This is a genomic window from Bradyrhizobium diversitatis (assembly GCF_016031635.1).
In the GTDB taxonomy this organism is placed as follows: domain Bacteria; phylum Pseudomonadota; class Alphaproteobacteria; order Rhizobiales; family Xanthobacteraceae; genus Bradyrhizobium; species Bradyrhizobium diversitatis.
Genome location: NZ_JACEGD010000016.1, coordinates 126573 through 143780, shown reverse-complemented (window position 1 = coordinate 143780; position 17208 = coordinate 126573). Strand labels below are relative to the sequence as shown.

18 protein-coding genes are annotated in these 17208 nt (G+C 64.8%); 9 read left to right on the top strand and 9 right to left on the bottom strand.

The window, feature by feature from the left end; genetic code table 11:
- Positions 1 to 13: 13 nt before the first annotated feature.
- Positions 14 to 1015: an L-threonate dehydrogenase gene (ltnD, locus tag H1B27_RS19065; RefSeq protein ID WP_283817014.1), complete on the bottom strand. Its 1002-nt coding sequence runs from the start codon at positions 1013 to 1015 to the stop codon at positions 14 to 16.
- Positions 1016 to 1033: 18 nt separating this feature from the next.
- Between ltnD and otnC the strand changes: the two genes are divergently transcribed.
- The gene (gene otnC / locus H1B27_RS19060; protein WP_197967099.1) at positions 1034 to 1708 is read left to right on the top strand and encodes a 3-oxo-tetronate 4-phosphate decarboxylase; all 675 of its coding nucleotides are present in this window, start codon (positions 1034 to 1036) and stop codon (positions 1706 to 1708) included.
- 53 nt (positions 1709 to 1761) lie between these two features.
- Positions 1762 to 2097 (top strand): hypothetical protein, encoded by a 336-nt coding sequence (locus H1B27_RS19055; protein WP_197967098.1) that lies wholly within the window; start codon positions 1762 to 1764, stop codon positions 2095 to 2097.
- On the opposite strand, the gene H1B27_RS19050 is transcribed toward H1B27_RS19055, so the two are convergent.
- The 6 genes from H1B27_RS19050 to H1B27_RS19025 form a co-directional block, all read right to left on the bottom strand.
- A complete protein-coding gene (locus H1B27_RS19050; RefSeq protein ID WP_158668161.1) occupies positions 2094 to 2798 on the bottom strand; it encodes an ABC transporter ATP-binding protein in 705 nt (234 codons plus the stop codon). The two genes, H1B27_RS19055 and H1B27_RS19050, sit on opposite strands and share 4 nt — an antisense overlap.
- A complete protein-coding gene (locus tag H1B27_RS19045; RefSeq protein WP_194388663.1) occupies positions 2782 to 3513 on the bottom strand; it encodes an ABC transporter ATP-binding protein in 732 nt (243 codons plus the stop codon). The genes H1B27_RS19050 and H1B27_RS19045 overlap by 17 nt, the downstream gene beginning before the upstream one ends.
- The gene (locus tag H1B27_RS19040; protein WP_197967097.1) at positions 3510 to 4493 is read right to left on the bottom strand and encodes a branched-chain amino acid ABC transporter permease; all 984 of its coding nucleotides are present in this window, start codon (positions 4491 to 4493) and stop codon (positions 3510 to 3512) included. The genes H1B27_RS19045 and H1B27_RS19040 overlap by 4 nt, the downstream gene beginning before the upstream one ends.
- Entirely contained in the window at positions 4493 to 5326 is an 834-nt protein-coding gene (locus H1B27_RS19035; protein ID WP_245524680.1) for a branched-chain amino acid ABC transporter permease, read from the bottom strand. Before H1B27_RS19035 ends, H1B27_RS19040 begins: the two co-directional genes overlap by 1 nt.
- A gap of 196 nt (positions 5327 to 5522) precedes the next feature.
- Positions 5523 to 6767: an ABC transporter substrate-binding protein gene (locus tag H1B27_RS19030; protein ID WP_197967096.1), complete on the bottom strand. Its 1245-nt coding sequence runs from the start codon at positions 6765 to 6767 to the stop codon at positions 5523 to 5525.
- A 90-nt stretch (positions 6768 to 6857) separates the two neighbouring features.
- On the bottom strand, positions 6858 to 7673 hold the full coding sequence (locus tag H1B27_RS19025; protein WP_197967095.1) for a putative hydro-lyase: 816 nt from the start codon (positions 7671 to 7673) through the stop codon (positions 6858 to 6860).
- A gap of 119 nt (positions 7674 to 7792) precedes the next feature.
- Between H1B27_RS19025 and H1B27_RS19020 the strand changes: the two genes are divergently transcribed.
- The 4 genes from H1B27_RS19020 (at position 7793) to H1B27_RS19005 (ending at position 12091) form a co-directional block, all read left to right on the top strand.
- The gene (locus H1B27_RS19020) at positions 7793 to 8710 is read left to right on the top strand and encodes a LysR family transcriptional regulator (protein ID WP_061878154.1); all 918 of its coding nucleotides are present in this window, start codon (positions 7793 to 7795) and stop codon (positions 8708 to 8710) included.
- A 121-nt stretch (positions 8711 to 8831) separates the two neighbouring features.
- Positions 8832 to 10082, top strand: coding sequence for a Zn-dependent hydrolase (locus H1B27_RS19015; RefSeq protein WP_197967094.1), 1251 nt, complete (start codon positions 8832 to 8834; stop codon positions 10080 to 10082).
- A gap of 12 nt (positions 10083 to 10094) precedes the next feature.
- The gene (locus tag H1B27_RS19010) at positions 10095 to 11006 is read left to right on the top strand and encodes an NAD(P)-dependent oxidoreductase (protein WP_197967093.1); all 912 of its coding nucleotides are present in this window, start codon (positions 10095 to 10097) and stop codon (positions 11004 to 11006) included.
- A gap of 11 nt (positions 11007 to 11017) precedes the next feature.
- Positions 11018 to 12091: a malate/lactate/ureidoglycolate dehydrogenase gene (locus tag H1B27_RS19005; RefSeq protein WP_197967092.1), complete on the top strand. Its 1074-nt coding sequence runs from the start codon at positions 11018 to 11020 to the stop codon at positions 12089 to 12091.
- 193 nt (positions 12092 to 12284) lie between these two features.
- Here H1B27_RS19005 and H1B27_RS19000 read toward each other — a convergent pair whose 3' ends face one another.
- Positions 12285 to 13358: a tartrate dehydrogenase gene (locus H1B27_RS19000; protein ID WP_197967091.1), complete on the bottom strand. Its 1074-nt coding sequence runs from the start codon at positions 13356 to 13358 to the stop codon at positions 12285 to 12287.
- 154 nt (positions 13359 to 13512) lie between these two features.
- Between H1B27_RS19000 and H1B27_RS18995 the strand changes: the two genes are divergently transcribed.
- The 3 genes from H1B27_RS18995 to H1B27_RS18985 all read left to right on the top strand — a co-directional run bounded on the left by H1B27_RS18995 (position 13513) and on the right by H1B27_RS18985 (position 16480).
- Entirely contained in the window at positions 13513 to 14289 is a 777-nt protein-coding gene (locus H1B27_RS18995) for an SDR family oxidoreductase (RefSeq protein ID WP_197967090.1), read from the top strand.
- A gap of 111 nt (positions 14290 to 14400) precedes the next feature.
- Positions 14401 to 15819, top strand: a complete 1419-nt coding sequence (locus H1B27_RS18990) for an amidase (protein WP_061878160.1) — start codon at positions 14401 to 14403, stop codon at positions 15817 to 15819.
- Positions 15820 to 15829: 10 nt separating this feature from the next.
- On the top strand, positions 15830 to 16480 hold the full coding sequence (locus H1B27_RS18985) for an aspartate/glutamate racemase family protein (RefSeq protein WP_197967089.1): 651 nt from the start codon (positions 15830 to 15832) through the stop codon (positions 16478 to 16480).
- Here H1B27_RS18985 and H1B27_RS18980 read toward each other — a convergent pair.
- A complete protein-coding gene (locus H1B27_RS18980; protein WP_061878162.1) occupies positions 16477 to 17124 on the bottom strand; it encodes a TetR/AcrR family transcriptional regulator in 648 nt (215 codons plus the stop codon). The two genes, H1B27_RS18985 and H1B27_RS18980, sit on opposite strands and share 4 nt — an antisense overlap.
- Positions 17125 to 17208: the final 84 nt, after the last annotated feature.

The window sequence follows — 17208 nt, the reverse complement described above, 5'->3', positions numbered from 1 at the left end:
GAGTTCCTCTTGCTTATTTGTCGCCGGGCAGCTTGACGCCGGTGACCTGCGCATACATGCGCGCCACTGAGGCATCATCGTCGCGGCCCATGCCGGCGGCCGACGTCATCAGGAACATCTGGAGCGCGGCGGCGGAAACCGGCACAGGGAAGCGGGCGGTGCGTGCCATGTCCTGAATGATGCCGAGGTCCTTGACGAAGATCTCGACCGCGCTGCGCGGCGTGTAATCGCCGTCGAGCACGTGCGGCATGCGATTCTCGAACATCCAGGAATTGCCGGCGGACGCCGTGATCACCTCGTAGACCTTGCGGATGTCGAGGCCCTGCTTGGCCGCGAACGCCATGGCTTCGCTGGCGGCGGCGATGTGCACGCCGGCGAGCAATTGGTTGATCATCTTGAACGCAGCGCCCTGCCCGGCGGCATCGCCGAGCTCGTAGAGCTTTGCGGCCATGGCATCGAGCGCGGGCCGCGCCTTCGCAAAAGCGGCGGGACTGCCGGAGGCGAGGATCGTCAGCTCGCCTTGCGCTGCGCGCTGCGCCCCGCCGGAGATCGGCGCATCCAGATAATGCCGGCCGCTCTCCTCGAGCTGCTTGGCAAGGCGCCGCGCCACGTCCGGGTCCATGGTGGCGGAGGATACGAAGACGCTGTCGTTCGGCATGGTCTCGGCGGCCCCATCCTTGCCGAACAGGATCGCCTCCGTCTGCGCGGCATTGACGACAACGCTGACGACGATATCGGCCTCCCTGGCCGCTTCGGCCGGAGTCCTTGCCCCCGCGCCGCCATCGTTCACGAAGCGCGCCACCGCGTCAGCCGAGACATCGCAGCCGGTCACGGTGTGGCCGGCGCGCTTCAGCGAGCTCGCCATGCCGTATCCCATCGAGCCGAGGCCGACGACGGCGATGCGCTGATTTGGTGACGTAGAGGACATGCAACTGACCCTTGCGAACGTTTCCCGGATGGTCCGCCTTTGCGGCGGCTCAGCGAAACCGATATCACGGCTTGGCCGCGCTGCCAAAGCGTGAGACAAGCAGGCATGACGGCCATGAGCAACGAAACATTGCTGCGTGAGGATATCTGCCGCTTCGGACGCTCCCTGCTCGAGCGCGGGCTGACGCCGGGCTCCTCCGGCAATATCAGCGTCAAGTTGGACGATGGCGGCTGGCTGGTGACGCCGACCAACGCCTCGCTCGGCTTTCTTGATCCCGCAAAGCTGTCGCGGCTGGACGATCAGGGCCGGCTGCTGTCGGGCGACGCGCCGACCAAGGAAGTTCCGCTGCACAATGCGCTCTACGAGACGCGTGGGAGTGCGCGGGCGATCGTGCACCTGCACTCGACCCATTCGGTCGCGCTGTCGATGCTGCCCGAGATCGACCCGCGCGCCGCGCTGCCGCCGATGACGGCCTACTACCTGATGAAATGCGGCGCCACCGCGCTCGTGCCCTATTACCGCCCGGGCGATCCCGCGGTTGCGGATGCGATCAAGGGACTGGCGGGAAAATATTCATCCGTGCTGCTCGCCAATCACGGCCCGGTGGTTGCGGGCGACACGCTGGAGGCCGCCGTGTTCGCGACCGAGGAGCTGGAGGAGACGGCGAAGCTGTACCTGTTGCTGCGCGGGATGAACCCGCGGTACTTGTCGCCGGAGCAGGTGAACGATCTGGTGAAGGTGTTTGGGGTGACGCTGCCGGAGCACCACGATCACAAGTAGGCACGATGCAAAGCAACCATGCTCACTTCAAGTCAGAGAGGAAGTTTTCCTTGATGAGCTACGCGGCCAGCCATGGGCCACTGCTGCTCAGGAGTGGCAAGACGGACAATTACCCTACTCGGCTCGACGTGCTGATCCTCGACGTGCGTGCGATGGAGATTCGATCTTGGTTCGAGGGGATCGAAATTAGGCAAGTTGACCATGGCTACCTGCAGGGTTTCCCGAGCAATCCCATCGATCTGCTCGAGCAAGGCCTCAACGTCTACGCGCTTTCGGGACGAGGATGGAAAGGCTTCATTCTGGGAGGCAGACTCCTTGTCCACGAAGACGAGGCAGACTTGATGGCTCCGAGCGCATTGTTGCCTAATTTGATCTCTGACTCGGCTTAGAGCCCCAGATACGCCTTCCGCACGTCCGGATTGCCCTTGATTTCGCTTGCGGCGCCCTGCATCAGCACGCGGCCGGTTTGCAGGATGTAGGCGCGGTCGGCGATCTCCAGGCACTCGGCCATACGCTGCTCGACGATCAGCACGGTCATGCCGGCGTCGCGGATGCGCTTCACCGCCTGGAAGATCTCGTCCACGAGCTTCGGCATGATGCCCTGCGACGGCTCGTCCAGCATCAGAAGCCGCGGACGTGTCATCAGCGCGCGGCCGATCGCGAGCATTTGCTGCTCGCCGCCGGAGAGCGTCTCGGCGCGCTGCTCCAAACGTTCCTGAAGACGCGGGAACAGCTTGAAGACGAGATCGAGCGGCTCTTCGCGGTTGGCTTCGCCACGGTAGAGGTAGCTGCCGAGGCGAAGATTGTCGCGCACCGACAGCCGTGGAAACAGGCGGCGGTTTTCCGGCACATAGGCGATGCCGGCGGCGGTGATGTGGTGCTGCGCCATGCCGTCGATGCGCTTGCCGTCGAACGTCACCGTGCCCGAGCGCGGACGCTCGGCACCGGCGATGGATTTCAGCAGCGTCGACTTGCCCGCGCCGTTGGCCCCGGCGACGCAGACGATCTCGCCCTTCTGGACCTCGATCGAGACCGCGGAGATCGCGACCAGGCCCTGATAGGCCGTCGTGACTTCACGCACCGACAGCATGACGATCTCCCAGATATGCGCTGATCACCTTGGGATCGCGGACGACGTCGGCGGGCTTGCCCTCGACCAGCACCTTGCCGAGGTCGAGCACGATGGCACGGTCGACCAAGGGCATCACGATCTCCATGACATGCTCGACCATCAAGACGGTGATGCCGGCATCGCGCACCTTGCGCACCAAGGCAACGCCGGTCTGCGCCTCGGTCGGCGTGAGCCCGGTGAGGACTTCGTCGAGCAGCAGCAGCTTCGGTTCGGTCGCGAGCGCACGGGCAACTTCGAGACGGCGCTTCTCGGCCGGCACGAGGTCGCTGGCGAGCACGTCGGCGCGCGCGGCAAGACCGGTGAACTCCAGCACCTCGTGCGCCTTGCGGCGCGCCTCGCGCATCACGGTGTTGCGTACGAGCGCACCGACGATGACGTTGTCGATGACCGTCATGGTCTCGAAGCTCTTGACGACCTGGAAGGTCCGGCCGATCCCGCGCTGACAGCGCTCGGCCGCCGGCATGCGGGTGACATCCTCGCCGTCGAATAGAATCGAGCCTTGGGTCGGCGGCAGCACGCCCGCGATGAGATTGAACAGGGTCGACTTGCCGGCGCCGTTCGGGCCGATCAGGCCGACGATCTCGCCGCGGCCGACCGAGATCGACACGTCGCTGTTGGCGATGAGGCCGCCAAAGCGCTGCCAGACGCCGCGGGTTTCAAGGAGCGCCGTCATCGCGTTGCTCCCTTTGCTTTCGAACGGGAGAACAGACTCACCAGACCTTGCGGCAGGGCCAGCGAGATCAGCACGATCAGCGTGCCGTAGACGATGAGATCGACGCCGCGCCCGGAGCCGCCGATATAGGAGCGGGTCAGCTCCGTCATCGGGATCAGGATGGCGGCCCCCAACACCGGGCCCCAGAGGGTGCCGATGCCGCCGAGCACGGCCGGCAACGCCATCAGCAGCGAGAACTGGAAGCCCATGACACTTTCAGGATCGATATAGGCGAGAAACTGCGCGTAGAAGGCACCGCCGATGGCGACGAGGAAGGCCGAGACGGCGGCCGCGCCCATCTTGGAATTGAACACGACGACGCCGAGGCTTTCGGCCGCTTCGGGATTGTCCTTCACCGCGCGCCACCAGAAGCCCCATTTGGAATCTTCCAGCCACCAGGTGACGAACCAGGCGAGGCAGCACAGGCCCAGCGCGAAATAGAAATACGGCAGCTTGGTGCGCAGGAACTGGAATTTCAGCCAGCTGTCGCCGCGGATCGGAATGGTGATGCCCATCGCGGCTCCCGCCCATTCCCAGTTCTGGAACAGCAGCAGACCGATCTCGGCGATGACGATGGTCGCGATCACGAAGTAATGGCCGCGCAGGCGGAAGAAGGGATAGCCGAGCCCCATCGCGATCAACGCAGCAATCACGCCGCCGCCGAGCATGCCGAACCAGGGCAGCACGCCGAACTTGGTGAACAGCAGCTCGGTGGTGTAGGCGCCGATGCCGAAATAGAGCGCGTGTCCGAGCGAGATCTGTCCGCAATAGCCGGACAGGATGTTCCAGCTCTGCGACAGCGCTGCGTACATCAGCGTCAGGATCAGGATGTTCTGGACGTAGACGTCCTTGACGAACAGCGGCGCCAGTGCGGCGATCCCGGCCAGTCCTGCGGCGATGATGAGGTCGCGGCGGCGCCGCGTTGCAAAGTTCTTGTCCATCACATCGACCCGAACAGGCCGCGTGGCCGGATGAAGACGACGAGCAGATAGACGGCGTAGATGCCGACCGATTTCAGCGACGGCGGCAGCACCAAGGCCGTGACCGCCTCGACGAGACCGACGATGATGCCGCCGGCGAAGGCCCCGAACACGCTGCCGAAGCCGCCCAGCGCCACCGTGACATAGGCGATCAGCGCGAAGGACGCGCCGACATCGGGATAGATGTAGAAGAACACCGCCATGATCGCGCCGGCGAGACCGACCAGCGCAGCGCCGAGGCCCCAGCCGAACGCGAACACGCGGTTCTTGTCGATGCCGACGAGAGCCACCGCACCGGGATCTTCGCGGGTGGCTTCGATCGCGCGGCCGAAATCGGTGCGGTGGATGAAGAAGTAGAGACCGGCGAAGGCCGCAATCGACACCAGCGCACCGACCAGCTGCGGCTCCGGCAGGAAGATGCCGCCGATCGAGATGGTCTTGCCGCCGAGCCAGGACTGCGGAATGCTGCGATAGTCCGGCGTGAAGAAGTATTGCGCGAGGCCGCGCATGACGATGGCAAGGCCGAAGGTGGTGAAGATCTGCACCATGCCGGCATTGGCCTTGGCCCGCATGGCGAAGCGTACAATGAGCAGGTAGATCACTGCTCCGAAAACGAACAGCGCCGCGGCGACCAAGGGCGCCGACAGCAAGGGGTCGATGGCGAAGAACGCGAACAGAAAGAAGGACAGGTACATCGCGAGCATCAGGAACTCGCCATGGGCGAAGTTCGTGACGTCCATCAGGCCGAAGATCAGCGCGAGGCCGACCGCGATCAGTCCGTAGAGCAGGCCCATGAGGAGGCCGCTCGCGAGACTTTGGATTATGGCTTGGGCTGTCAAAAGTCTGTCCCCCGAAATAGATCCTCATCCTGAGGAGCGCGCACCAGCGCGCGTCTCGAAGGATGGCCCAGCCCTCGTCCTTCGAGACGCGGGCTACGCCCGCTCCTCAGGATGAGGGCGGGAGCTACATCTGAGCTCCCGCTTCCCACTCTTACTTCATCGGCCAGATCGCCTCGGCGATCGCGGCCTGCGGCGGGAAGATGGTGACGAACTTGCCGCCGACATATTGCAGCAGCACCGGGTCGGCGTCGTTGTTCTGGCCCATCTCGTCGAACTTGACGCGCTTCCAGGGCATGATGGTCTGATCGCCCGGGATGTCGGTCGCGGCAAGCGCGTCGCGGATCTTCTCGCCGTCGGTCGACTTGGCGCGGTTGATGGCGTCGGCGAGAATGATCAGGCCCATGAACTGGCGCGAGGTGAGATCGTTGAAATCCTTGCCCGACTTCGCCTTGAACATGTCGTTGATCTTGCCGACCATCGGACGCTTCTGCGCGAGGTCGAGCGAGAAGGTGCCGCGCGAGATCACGCCTTCGAGCTTGTCGCCGACGGCATCATAGAGCGCCTTCTCGGAGAAGCCGGCGTCCTGCGCCACGATCGCATTCGGCTTGTAGCCAAGCTCGGCCATGGTCTTGACCAGGAGAATGCCGTCGGTGGTGTAGCTCGACGGCATCAGCACGTCGGCATTGGCGGTCTTGAGCTGCTGCACCTCGGCCGAGAGCGAGGGCGAGTTGGCGCGATACTTGATGTCGGTGACGATCTTGTAGCCGCGCTCGCCGGCGATCTTGGTCTGGGCATTGCCGGAGTCGGTGCCGAAGATGGTGTCCTCGTGGAACAGCGACAGCGTCTCGATCTTGGTGCCCTTCTTCTTCATGGCATCGAAGAAGTCGAACATCGCGGCCGAGTACATCTCGTCATGCGGCGCGGCGCGGAAGTAATATTTCAGGCCGCGGCGATGCAAGCTGGGCGAGGAATTGTCGGCGGACACGAACGGGACCTGATAGCGTTCGCAGATCTGGCTGACGGTGACGGCGACGGCGCTCTGGTAGGTGCCGATGATGGCACAGACCTTCTCCTGCGTGATCAGGCGCTCGGCCTCGGCGCGGCCCTTCTGCGGATCGGCCTGGTGATCGGCGAACACGAGACGGATCTTCGCGCCGCCGAGGCCCGGCAGGCCTTCGCCTTTCGCCAGCGGCAGGTCGAAATCGGCGTTTTTATTGATGACTTCGAGCGCAGTCTCATAGGCTTTCTGCGCGTCGACGCCCTGCTGCGCGCTGCCGCCGGAGAACGGATAGATCACGCCGATCACGACTTCCGAGGTCTGTGCACGCGCTGCCAGCGGCACGAGAGCGGCAGTGGCGGTGGCTCCCAACAACACGTCGCGGCGAGTGATCGTCATGGCAAAGTCCCCTGTTACTGAATTTCGGCTGATCGAATGAAGCGATTGATGGATGCGGTAAAGCCTTGAAGAAGCAGCAGGCGCTGCCTACTAAATCACGGCCATGTTTCTGTTCTTCAGATCCGTCACCAGCATGAGGCCGGGCGAATGCGTGATCGCGAACGGGAGTTTCGCGGCGTTGATCACCGATTGCGGCGTCACCCCGCAGGCCCAGAACACCGGAATCTCGTCGGCGGCGACCGGCACCGGATCGCCGTAGTCGGGCTTGGCAATGTCCTTGATGCCGATCAGATGCGGATGGCCGAGATGCACGGGTGCGCCGTGCACGGCGGGATAGCGCGAGGTGATCTGCACCGCGCGGATCGCATCGGCCGGCTTGAACGGGCGCATCGACACGACCATCGGACCGGCGAACGGCCCGGCCTCGCCGCAGGCGATGTTGGTGCGGTACATCGGCACGCGCACGTTCTTTTCGATGTGGCGGATCGGCATGCCCTCCTCGAGCAGCGCCTCCTCGAACGAGAACGAGCAGCCGAGCACGAAGGTGACGAGGTCGTCGCGCCAATAGCTCTTCACGTCGGTCGGCTCGTCCACGACCTCGCCGTCGCGCCAGACGCGGTAGCGCGGCACGTCGGTGCGGATGTCGAGATCGGCGCCGAGGGACGGGATGTGCGGGCTGCCGACGTCGGACATGCCGATGATCGGGCACGGCTTGGGATTGAGCTGGCAGAAGCGGTGAAAGGCGCCGGCATAGTCCGCCGGCAGGATCGCCAGATTGCCCTGGACAAAACCCGAAGCGACGCCGGCGGTGGAGGCGACCAGCCCCTCGCGATAGGCGAGCCGGGCCTTGCGGCTCGGAAGGGCGTCGGGCGTCTCAGTTTGCTGCGCTGCCACCAAAACAGTCATGTGATCGACCTGCCTATAAACTCGACAAAGACAAGCCAACACCAAGCGTGCTATAAAGTCTAATCGTCGTTTCTAATCAATGTCGATAAATCCAATTTATCGACGGGAACATCCTTCCAATGCTGGACTTCAGGTCGATCGAGACGTTCCTCTGGGTTGTGAAGCTCGGCAGCTTCCGTGGCGCCGCACAGCGGCTCAACACCACCCAGCCGGCGATCTCGCAGCGCATTGCACAGCTCGAGCGCGAGATGGGCGTGAAGCTCCTGAATCGCGATCATCGCATCGCCTCGCCGACACCGAGCGGCCGGCAGATGATGGTCTACGCCGAGAAGCTGATCGGTCTGCGTGCCGCGATGATGGCGGAGATCGGCGACCGGTCGGCGATGCGCGGCGTGATGCGCCTCGGTGTCGCCGAGACCATCGTGCACACCTGGCTGCCTCGTCTCGTGAAAAGCGTGAACCAGGTCTATCCGAACCTGTCGCTGGAGATCGAGGTCGACATCACGCCGAACCTCACCGCGCGCCTGCTCGCGCAGGAAATCGAGCTCGCCTTCGTCGTCGGGCCGCTGTCGGCTTCCGGCGTGCACAATCGTGTGCTCGCCGATTATCCGATCGGATTCCTCGCAAGCCCCTCGCTCGGGCTCGGCAAGGGGCCGGTGACGCCGGCGGAGCTCGCGCGGTTTCCGATCATCACCTTCCCGCGCAAGACCAAGCCCTACGAGGTCGTGCGCGAGGTGTTCGACCGGCCGGAGCTGCCGCCGATCCGCCTGCATGCCTCTGCCTCGCTGGCGACCGTCATCCACATGGCGGTCGAGGGACTCGGCATCGCCGTGATCCCCGACGCCATCGTCGAGAACGAGCTCGCCGACGGACGGCTGCAACTGCTCGACACCGATCTCGCCATCGCGCCGCTGACCTTCACGGCGAGCTGGCTCGCCTCGCCCGACGTCGTCGCCGTGGAGCGCGTCGCCGAGCTGGCAAGGCAGATTGCGCAGAGCAGCCTCGCGGTTGACGCGCCCGCGCAGGCGCGTCATTGAAACAGCGCCGGACAACCTTCAACGTCATTCCGGGATGGTGCGCAGCACCAGACCCGGAATCTCGAGATTCCGGGTTCGGCTCTTCGAGCCGCCCCGGAATGACAACTGAGAGACTGACCGCATGAGCCGAGCCGCCACCAATCTGCAAATCGATTCCGCCCGCCTCTGGGGCTCCATCCACGAGACCGCACAGTTCGGCGCGACCGCCAAGGGCGGCGTGCGGCGGCTGACACTGAGCGCGGAAGACAAGCAGGTGCGCGACTGGTTCCGCAAGGCCTGCGAGGATGCCGGACTGGACGTCCACGTCGACGCGCTCGGATCACAGTTCGGCCTGCGCAAGGGCCGCGACATGTCGAAGCTGCCCGTCGGCATCGGCTCGCATCTCGATACCCAGCCGACCGGCGGCAAATATGACGGCATCCTGGGGACGCTCGGCGCGCTGGAGGTGATCCGGACGCTGAACGACGCCGGCATCGAGACCGAGGCTCCGATCTGCGTCGTCAACTGGACCAACGAGGAAGGATCGCGCTTCGCACCTGCGATGATGGCCTCCGCCGCCTATGTCGGCGACTTCACCACCGACGACATTCTGTCGCGCAAAGACGCCGAAGGCATCACCGTCGGTCAGGCGCTCGACGGCATCGGCTATCGCGGCGACAAACCGGTCGGCTTCCAGAAGCTCGGATGCTTCGTCGAACTGCACATCGAGCAGGGTCCCATTCTGGAAGCGGAAGCCAAGACCATCGGCGTGGTCGATTCCGGCCAGGGCGTGCTCTGGTATGACGGCAAGATTTCTGGGTTCGAGAGCCATGCGGGCTCCACGCCGATGCCGCTGCGGCGCGATGCGCTGGCGACCTTGTCCGAAATCGTGCTGGCGATGGAGTCGATTGCGAAGAAGCACGGACCGAACGCCGTCGGCACCATCGGCGAGGCCGTGATCGCCAATCCCTCGCGTAACGTCATTCCCGGCGAGATCGCCTTCACCATGGACTGCCGCAGTGCCGATGGCGCCATCGTGGATGCGCTCGATCGCGATCTGCGTGCGGCGATCGCCGAGATCGCCGCGCGCCGCAAGGTCGAGGTCAAGATCGATCTCGTCTGGCGCAAGCCGCCGACGCATTTCGATCCGAAGCTGATCGCGGCGGTCGAGAACGCCGCGAAGACGCTGGGCTACTCCTCTCGCCGCATCACCTCCGGCGCCGGCCATGATGCCTGCAACCTCAACACCGTCATGCCGGCGGCGATGGTGTTCGTACCCTGCAAGGATGGCATCAGTCACAACGAGCTGGAGGACGCCACGCAGACCGACTGCGCTGCGGGCACCAACGTGCTCATGCACACCGTGCTGGCGATTGCCGGCGTCGCGTCCTGATCGGAGAGAGCCATGCGCGGAGTTTTCGTCGACGCCAATGAAGCCCTCGCCGTGATCATGGAGCGGCTGGAGAAACCCGGGGATCCCAAGGTGCTGATCCACAGGGACCCCGACATCAAGCCCGAGCAATACCCGGAAATCCTCGACGGCGCCGAGATCGCGATTGTGGACCACACCGCGCTTCCCACCGAAGTGGCGAGGAAATGCACGGGGCTGAAGCACGTCGTGTTCCTCGGCACCGGCGCGCGCAGCTACATGAACCCGGAGGAGCTCGCCGAGCTCGGCATTTCCGTGCATCTGATCAAGGGATATGGCGACACGGCGGTGGCCGAATGCGCGATCGCGCTGATGTGGGCCTCCGCCCGCGTCATCGCGATGATGGACCGCGAGATGCGGGCCGGCAACTGGCTGCGCGAGGACGGCATGCAGCTCACCGGCAAGACGCTCGGCCTGATCGGGTTCGGCGGCATCGCCGCGGAAGTTGCGCGCATTGCCACGGGAGGCGGCATGAAGGTGATCGCCTGGAATCGCTCGCCGAAGAGCTATCCCGGTGTCGAATTCACCGATCTCGATACGGTGCTGGCGAAGAGCGACGTCGTGTCGCTGCATCTGCTGCTCAACGACGAAACCCGCGGCATGATCACGCGCGACAAGATCTTCGCGATGAAACGTGGTGTCATCCTCGTCAATACTGCCCGCGCTGCGATCGTCGACGAAGCCGCCATGATCGACGCGCTGAAGTCCGGCCACATCCGCCATGCCGGCCTCGACGTCTTCAACACGGAGCCGCTCTCCGGCGATCATCCGCTGACGAAACTGCCGAACGTGACGCTGTCGGCGCATTCCGCCTTCCGCACGCCGGAGGCGAGTGAGAACCTGATTGAAGCGGCCTGGGTCCACTGCCGCCGGATCGTGAAGGGATAAGAGCACAACAAATGGCTGACTATCGCACCATCCAGGCCGAAGCGCTCACCAGCGCCGTCCGCGCCATCGTCAAGGCCGGCGGCTCCTCGGACCGCGAGGCCGAGCTCGTGTCCACCAATCTCGTCGAGGCCAATCTCAAGGGACATGACTCCCACGGCGTCGGCATGATCCCACGCTATGTCCAGAGCGTCACCAATGGCGGCCTCGCCGTGAACCAGCACGTCAAGATCGTGCTCGACACCGGTCCGCTTCTCACCCTCGACGGCCTCACGGGCTATGGCCAGGTGATCGGCCATGAAGCGATGGAGCTGGCGGCCGAGCGCGCCAAGCGCAACGGCGTGTGCCTCGTCGGCCTTTCCAACGCGCATCACATCGGCCGCATCGGTCACTGGGCCGAGCAGTGCATCGACCATGGGCTGGTCTCGATCCATTTCGTCAACGTGATCTCGCGGCCGATCGTGGCGCCCTGGGGCGGCAGCGATGCTCGCCACGGCACCAACCCGTTCTGCGTCGGCATCCCGCGCAGGGGCAAGGAGCCGATCGTGCTCGACTTCGCCACCAGCAGGATCGCACAAGGCAAGACCCGCGTGGCCCACAACAAGGGCGTCGAACTCGAGCCCGGTACCATCATCGACAATGAAGGCAAACCCACCGTCAGTCCGCGCTACACCGTGATCCCGCCGTACGGCGCCATCCTGCCGTTCGGCGAGCATAAGGGCTCGGGGCTCGCGCTGGTGTGCGAAATCCTCGGCGGCGCGCTCTCAGGCGGGCAGGTGGTCAAGGGCCCGTCCGACGGCAAGCACAACGTCCTCAACGGCATGCTCTCGATCGTCATCGACCCGGGCAAGCTCGGCACCGGCGAGAACCTCGCGCGCGAAGTCGAGAGCTTCGTGGCCTGGCACACGGCCTCGCCGCCCGGCCCCGGCGTTGACAAGGTCAAGATCGCGGGCGAGCCAGAGCGCGAGACCAAGAAGAAGCGCCTCGCCGAAGGCATTCCGGTCGACCCGACCACCTGGCAGGAGATTCTCGAGGCCGGGAAGAAGTTCGGGCTGGACCAGGCGGCGATCGAGAAGATCGTGGGCTGAACGGCTCGACGCGCAATACTTCCTTCCTTCTCCCCTTGTGGGAGAAGGTGGCGCGAAGCGCCGGATGAGGGGTTTTCACCGCGAGCAATCGTGCAGTGATGGAGGTCTGTCTCCGCGGAGGCAGACCCCTCACCCGTCTCGCCGCTCCGCGGCGAGCCGCCCTCTCCCACAAGGGGAGAGGGAAAGTCGCCCGTCAATCCACCATATCCGCAACCGCCTTGCCACAGGCGGTCGTATCGGCATTGCCGCCGAGATCCTTCGTCCGCAACGTGCGTTCGGCCAGCGTGCGTTCGATTGCGTCGACGATCGATTTTCCTGCTTCCTTCTCGCCGAGATGCTCGAACATCATGGCGCCCGACCAGATCATGCCGATCGGGTTGGCGATGCCCTGGCCTGCGATATCGGGCGCCGAGCCGTGCACCGGCTCGAACACCGAGGGGAAATCGCCCTCGGGGTTGATGTTGCCGGACGGAGCAATGCCGATCGTGCCGGTGCAGGCCGGCCCGAGATCGGAGAGGATGTCGCCGAACAGGTTCGAGCCGACCACGACGTCGAACCAGTCCGGATGCAGCACGAAGTTCGCCGTCAGGATGTCGATGTGGTACTTGTCCCACTTCACGCCCGGAAACTTCTTGGCCATCGCCTCCACGCGCTCATCCCAATAGGGCATGGTGATCGAGATGCCGTTGGACTTGGTCGCCGAGGTCAGGTGCTTCTTCGGCCGCGACTGCGCGAGTTCGAAGGCGAATTTCAGGATACGGTCGACGCCGGTGCGGGTCATCACCGTCTGCTGCGTCACGAACTCGCGGTCGGTATCGGGGAACATGCGGCCGCCGACGGAGGAATATTCTCCTTCCGTGTTCTCGCGCACCACCCAGAAGTCGATATCGCCGGGCTTGCGGCCCGCCAGCGGCGACGGCACGCCGGGCATCAGGCGCACCGGACGAAGGTTCACGTACTGGTCGAACTCGCGGCGGAACTTGATCAGCGAGCCCCACAGCGAGACGTGATCCGGGATCTTGGCCGGCCAGCCGACCGCGCCGAAATAGATCGCATCGTGCTTGCCGATCTTCTCCTTCCAGTCATCAGGCATCATCTGGCCGTGCTTCTCGTAATAGTCGTAAGACGAGAAGTCGAAATGGTCGAAATGCACGGAGACGTCGTGCTTCTTCGCCGCAGCCTCCAGAACGCGCAGGCCCTCCGGCATGACTTCCTTGCCGATGCCGTCGCCGGGAATGACCGCGATCCGGTATTGTTTCTTGCTCATCGAGAACGTCCTTGGTTGGTCCGGCAGCCGCCGCGTTTTGACCGCACTGCAATGGACCAAAGTCGCTGATGGTGCAACGCTGCACTGCAATGTTGACCATGGCGCGGCCGAGCGCCTACTGATTTGATCCTGTTCCTATCCCGCGAGTACTCCCATGGATCTGCATCTGCGTGGCAAGCGCGTCCTGATCACCGGCGCGTCCAAGGGCATTGGCGCAGCCGCCGCCGAGGCGTTTGCCGAGGAAGGCGCGCATCTCCTGCTCGCCGCCCGCAGTGGCGAGGCGCTGAAGGCGCTGGCCGACCGGCTGCGCTCCGCACACCAGATCGACGCCGCAACGAGCATCGTCGATCTGCGCAAGGAGGAGGACGTGGCGCGGCTGGCGAAAGAAGCCGCCGACATCGACGTGCTCGTCAACAATGCCGGCGATATCCCCGGCGGCTCGATCGACAAGATCGACGAGGCGATCTGGCGGCACGCCTGGGAATTGAAAGTGTTCGGCTACATCAACCTGACGCGGCATATCTATGCGCAGATGAAGGCCAGGGGCGGCGGCGTCATCGTCAATGACATCGGCGCGGCCGGCGAAAAATTCGACGCCAACTACATCTGCGGCAGCGCCGGCAACGCCGCGCTGATGGCGTTCACACGCGCGCTCGGCGGCAAGAGCCTCGCCGACAACATCCGCGTCGTCGGCATCAATCCCGGTCCCGTCGGCACCGATCGCCACGTCACCCTGCTCAAGACGCGGGCCAAGCACCAGTTCGGCGACGAGAGCCGCTACAAGGAATTCCAGAAGAGCCTGCCGCTCGGCCGGCCAGCGCATGCACGCGAGATCGGCGACCTCATGGCGTTCCTGGCGTCGGATCGCTCTGGCTACACGTCGGGCGTGATCTACACGGTCGACGGCGGCATCAGCGCCGGGTGGGGTTAATTGCTCACGTCGTTCCGGGACGATGCAAAGCATCGAACCCGGAACATCGAGATTCCGGGTTCGCCCTTCGGCCGCCCTCGGAATGACAATCAAGAGGTAGGAGTAAACTAATTGTCTCAAGACCTGATCCGCGAAACCGCATGCGCCGTCGTCGACAAGCTGCGCTCCGGCGACGTCTCGCCACTCGAGCTCCTGGATGTGCTGGAGAAGCGCATCGGTGAGGTCGACGGCAAGGTGAACGCGCTGCCGATACTGTGCTTCGATCGCGCACGGGATAGCGCCAAGGCGCTGATGCAGAAGCCGGCCGGGGCGCGCGGGCTGCTCGCAGGGCTGCCGGTGCCGATCAAGGATCTCACCGACGTCGCGGGCGTGTTGAACACGCAGGGCTCGCCGATTTTCAAGGACAACATCCCCGCGCAGTCCGACCTCATGGTCGAGAACCTCGAGGCGAACGGCGCGGTGGTCTACGCCAAATCCAACACGCCGGAATTCGGCGCCGGCGCCAACACCTTCAACGAGGTGTTCGGTGCGACCCTCAATCCCTGGGATACGACGAAATCGGCCGCGGGCTCCTCCGGCGGGGCGGCCGTGGCGCTCGCAACCGGCATGGCCTGGCTCGCGCAGGGCTCCGACATGGGCGGGTCCTTGCGCAACCCGGCGGCTTTCTGCGGCGTCGTCGGCATGCGGCCGAGCATCGGCCGCGTCGCGCATACCCCGAAGTCAGGTATCGATCGCAATCTCGGCGTGGTCGGCCCGATGGCGCGCAACGTCGAGGATCTCGCGCTGCTGCTGGACGCCATGAGCGGCGACTATGCGGACGATCCGCTGTCGCTGCCCGCGCCGACGACCTCGTTCCTTTCGGCGGCACAGGCAGGCAAGAAGCCGAAGCGCGTCGCCTATTCACCCGACCTCGGCATCACGCCGGTCGATCCAGAAGTGAAGGCGATCACGCGCAAAGCCGCGGAGCGCTTCGCGGAGACCGGCGCGATCGTGGAGGAGGCGCATCCGGACTGGCGCGAGGCGCATGAATGCTTTCACGTGCTGCGCGCGTTCGATTTCGCGATCACCAAGGCCAACCTGCTGCGCACCAAGCGCGACATGCTCAAGCCCGAGGTGATCTGGAACATCGAGGAAGGCCTCAAGCTCACGGTCGATCAGCTCGCGCGCGCCGAGGCGCAGCGCGTCGGCATGACTGCGCGGGCGGTCGAGTTCTTCAAGTCCTACGATCTCCTGCTGGTGCCGACGACGATCGTGCCGCCCTTCCCGATCGAACACCGCTATGTCGCCGAATGCGCCGGCAAGAGATTCGACAATTACGTCGAGTGGCTCGGCATCGTCTACGCCATCACGCTCGCCTGCTGTCCCGCGCTCTCGCTGCCGTGCGGCTTCACGGCGTCGGGCCTGCCGGTCGGCGTGCAAGTCGTCGGCGCACCGCGGGCCGACGCACAGGTGATCGCCGGCGCGAAGGTGCTGGAGGATATTCTGGACCTGCGCGGCACGACCCCGATCGATCCGAAAGTGAAGAACTGACATATACCTGATGACGACGCCGCCTCGCATCGCCCTCATCCACGCCCTCAAGCACTCCATCGCGCCGATCGAGGCGGCGTTCGCGACGGCGTGGCCTGAGGCGCGGCTGATGAACCTGCTCGACGACAGCCTGTCTGCGGATCTGGCGCGCGACGGCGCGCTCACCGAGGCCATGACCGAGCGCTTCCTCGCGCTGGGCGATTACGCAGCGGCGACGGCGGCGGATGGAATTTTGTTCACTTGTTCCGCGTTCGGCCCCTGCATCGAGGCGGTCGCGCGCGCACATGCTTCGATGCCGGTGCTGAAGCCGAACGAGGCCATGATCGAACGTGCCGTAACCATGGGTGAGCGCATCGGCCTGCTCTCGAGCTTTCCGCCGACGCTGGCCTCGATGCCGCCCGAGTTCCCTACCTCCGTCCAGATCGTGCCGAAACTGGCCGAGGGCGCGCTGGCCGCGCTCGATCGCGGCGACCGCGCCACGCACGACCGGCTGATCGCGGAAGCATCTCGCGATTTGCGCGACTGCGACGTCATCGCGCTCGCGCAATTCAGCATCGCCGCGACTGCGCCGCTGGTTGCAGAGGCCACCGGCCGCCCGGTCGTGACGACGCCGGACAGTGCCGTCGACAAGCTGATGAGGCTGCTGAAGGCCAAGGCTTAGGCGCCGGCCTTTGTCCGGCGCCGCGCATCCTTGATCGCGACCGCGAGCGCAGCCTTCGTCTCATTGACGAAATCCTCGACCAATTCCTCACGCGTGGCATGCGCCGCCTCGCCGGTGAACAGGCCCTGCTCGGCCAGCATCACCACCCCATGCAGCGCGGCCCAGATCTTGAGCGCCTGCCGCTCGCGCAAGTAGCCGACTGCCGGGGCCTCCAGCGCCTCGATCACGAGCGCAAAGGTCTCCCGCGTCGCCTCGTGCAGCTCGCTGCCCTTGGCCGCGCAGGACACGGTGCGCGAGGCGAACATCAAGCGGTAGATACCGTTACGGCGCAGACCGAAATCGAGCGTCGCTTGCGCGAGTCGCGAGAGCTTCGATTGCTTCGACGGCTCCGCCATCGCCTCGCGCAGAACCGCTGTGAGTTGCCGGAACGCCTCCGCCGTGACCGCCGCGAGCAGCGCCTCGCGGTCGGCGAAATGCCGGTATGGCGCTGGCTGCGAGACACCGAGCTGCCTGGCAAGCGCCTTGATGCTGATCGCCTCGGCGCCGCCCCGTTCCGCTTCGCGCAATGCGGCCTTGATCAAGGCGTCGCGGAGATCGCCATGGTGATAGGTCTTCTCGGATTTGCGAGCGAATTGTGAACGCATGTTGAGTAGAAGCCTATGAGTTTGCGCTTGACAGGGGAAGCCCGCCGCGAATGTAATAGGATATAACTTAGAACAATCCCAGAT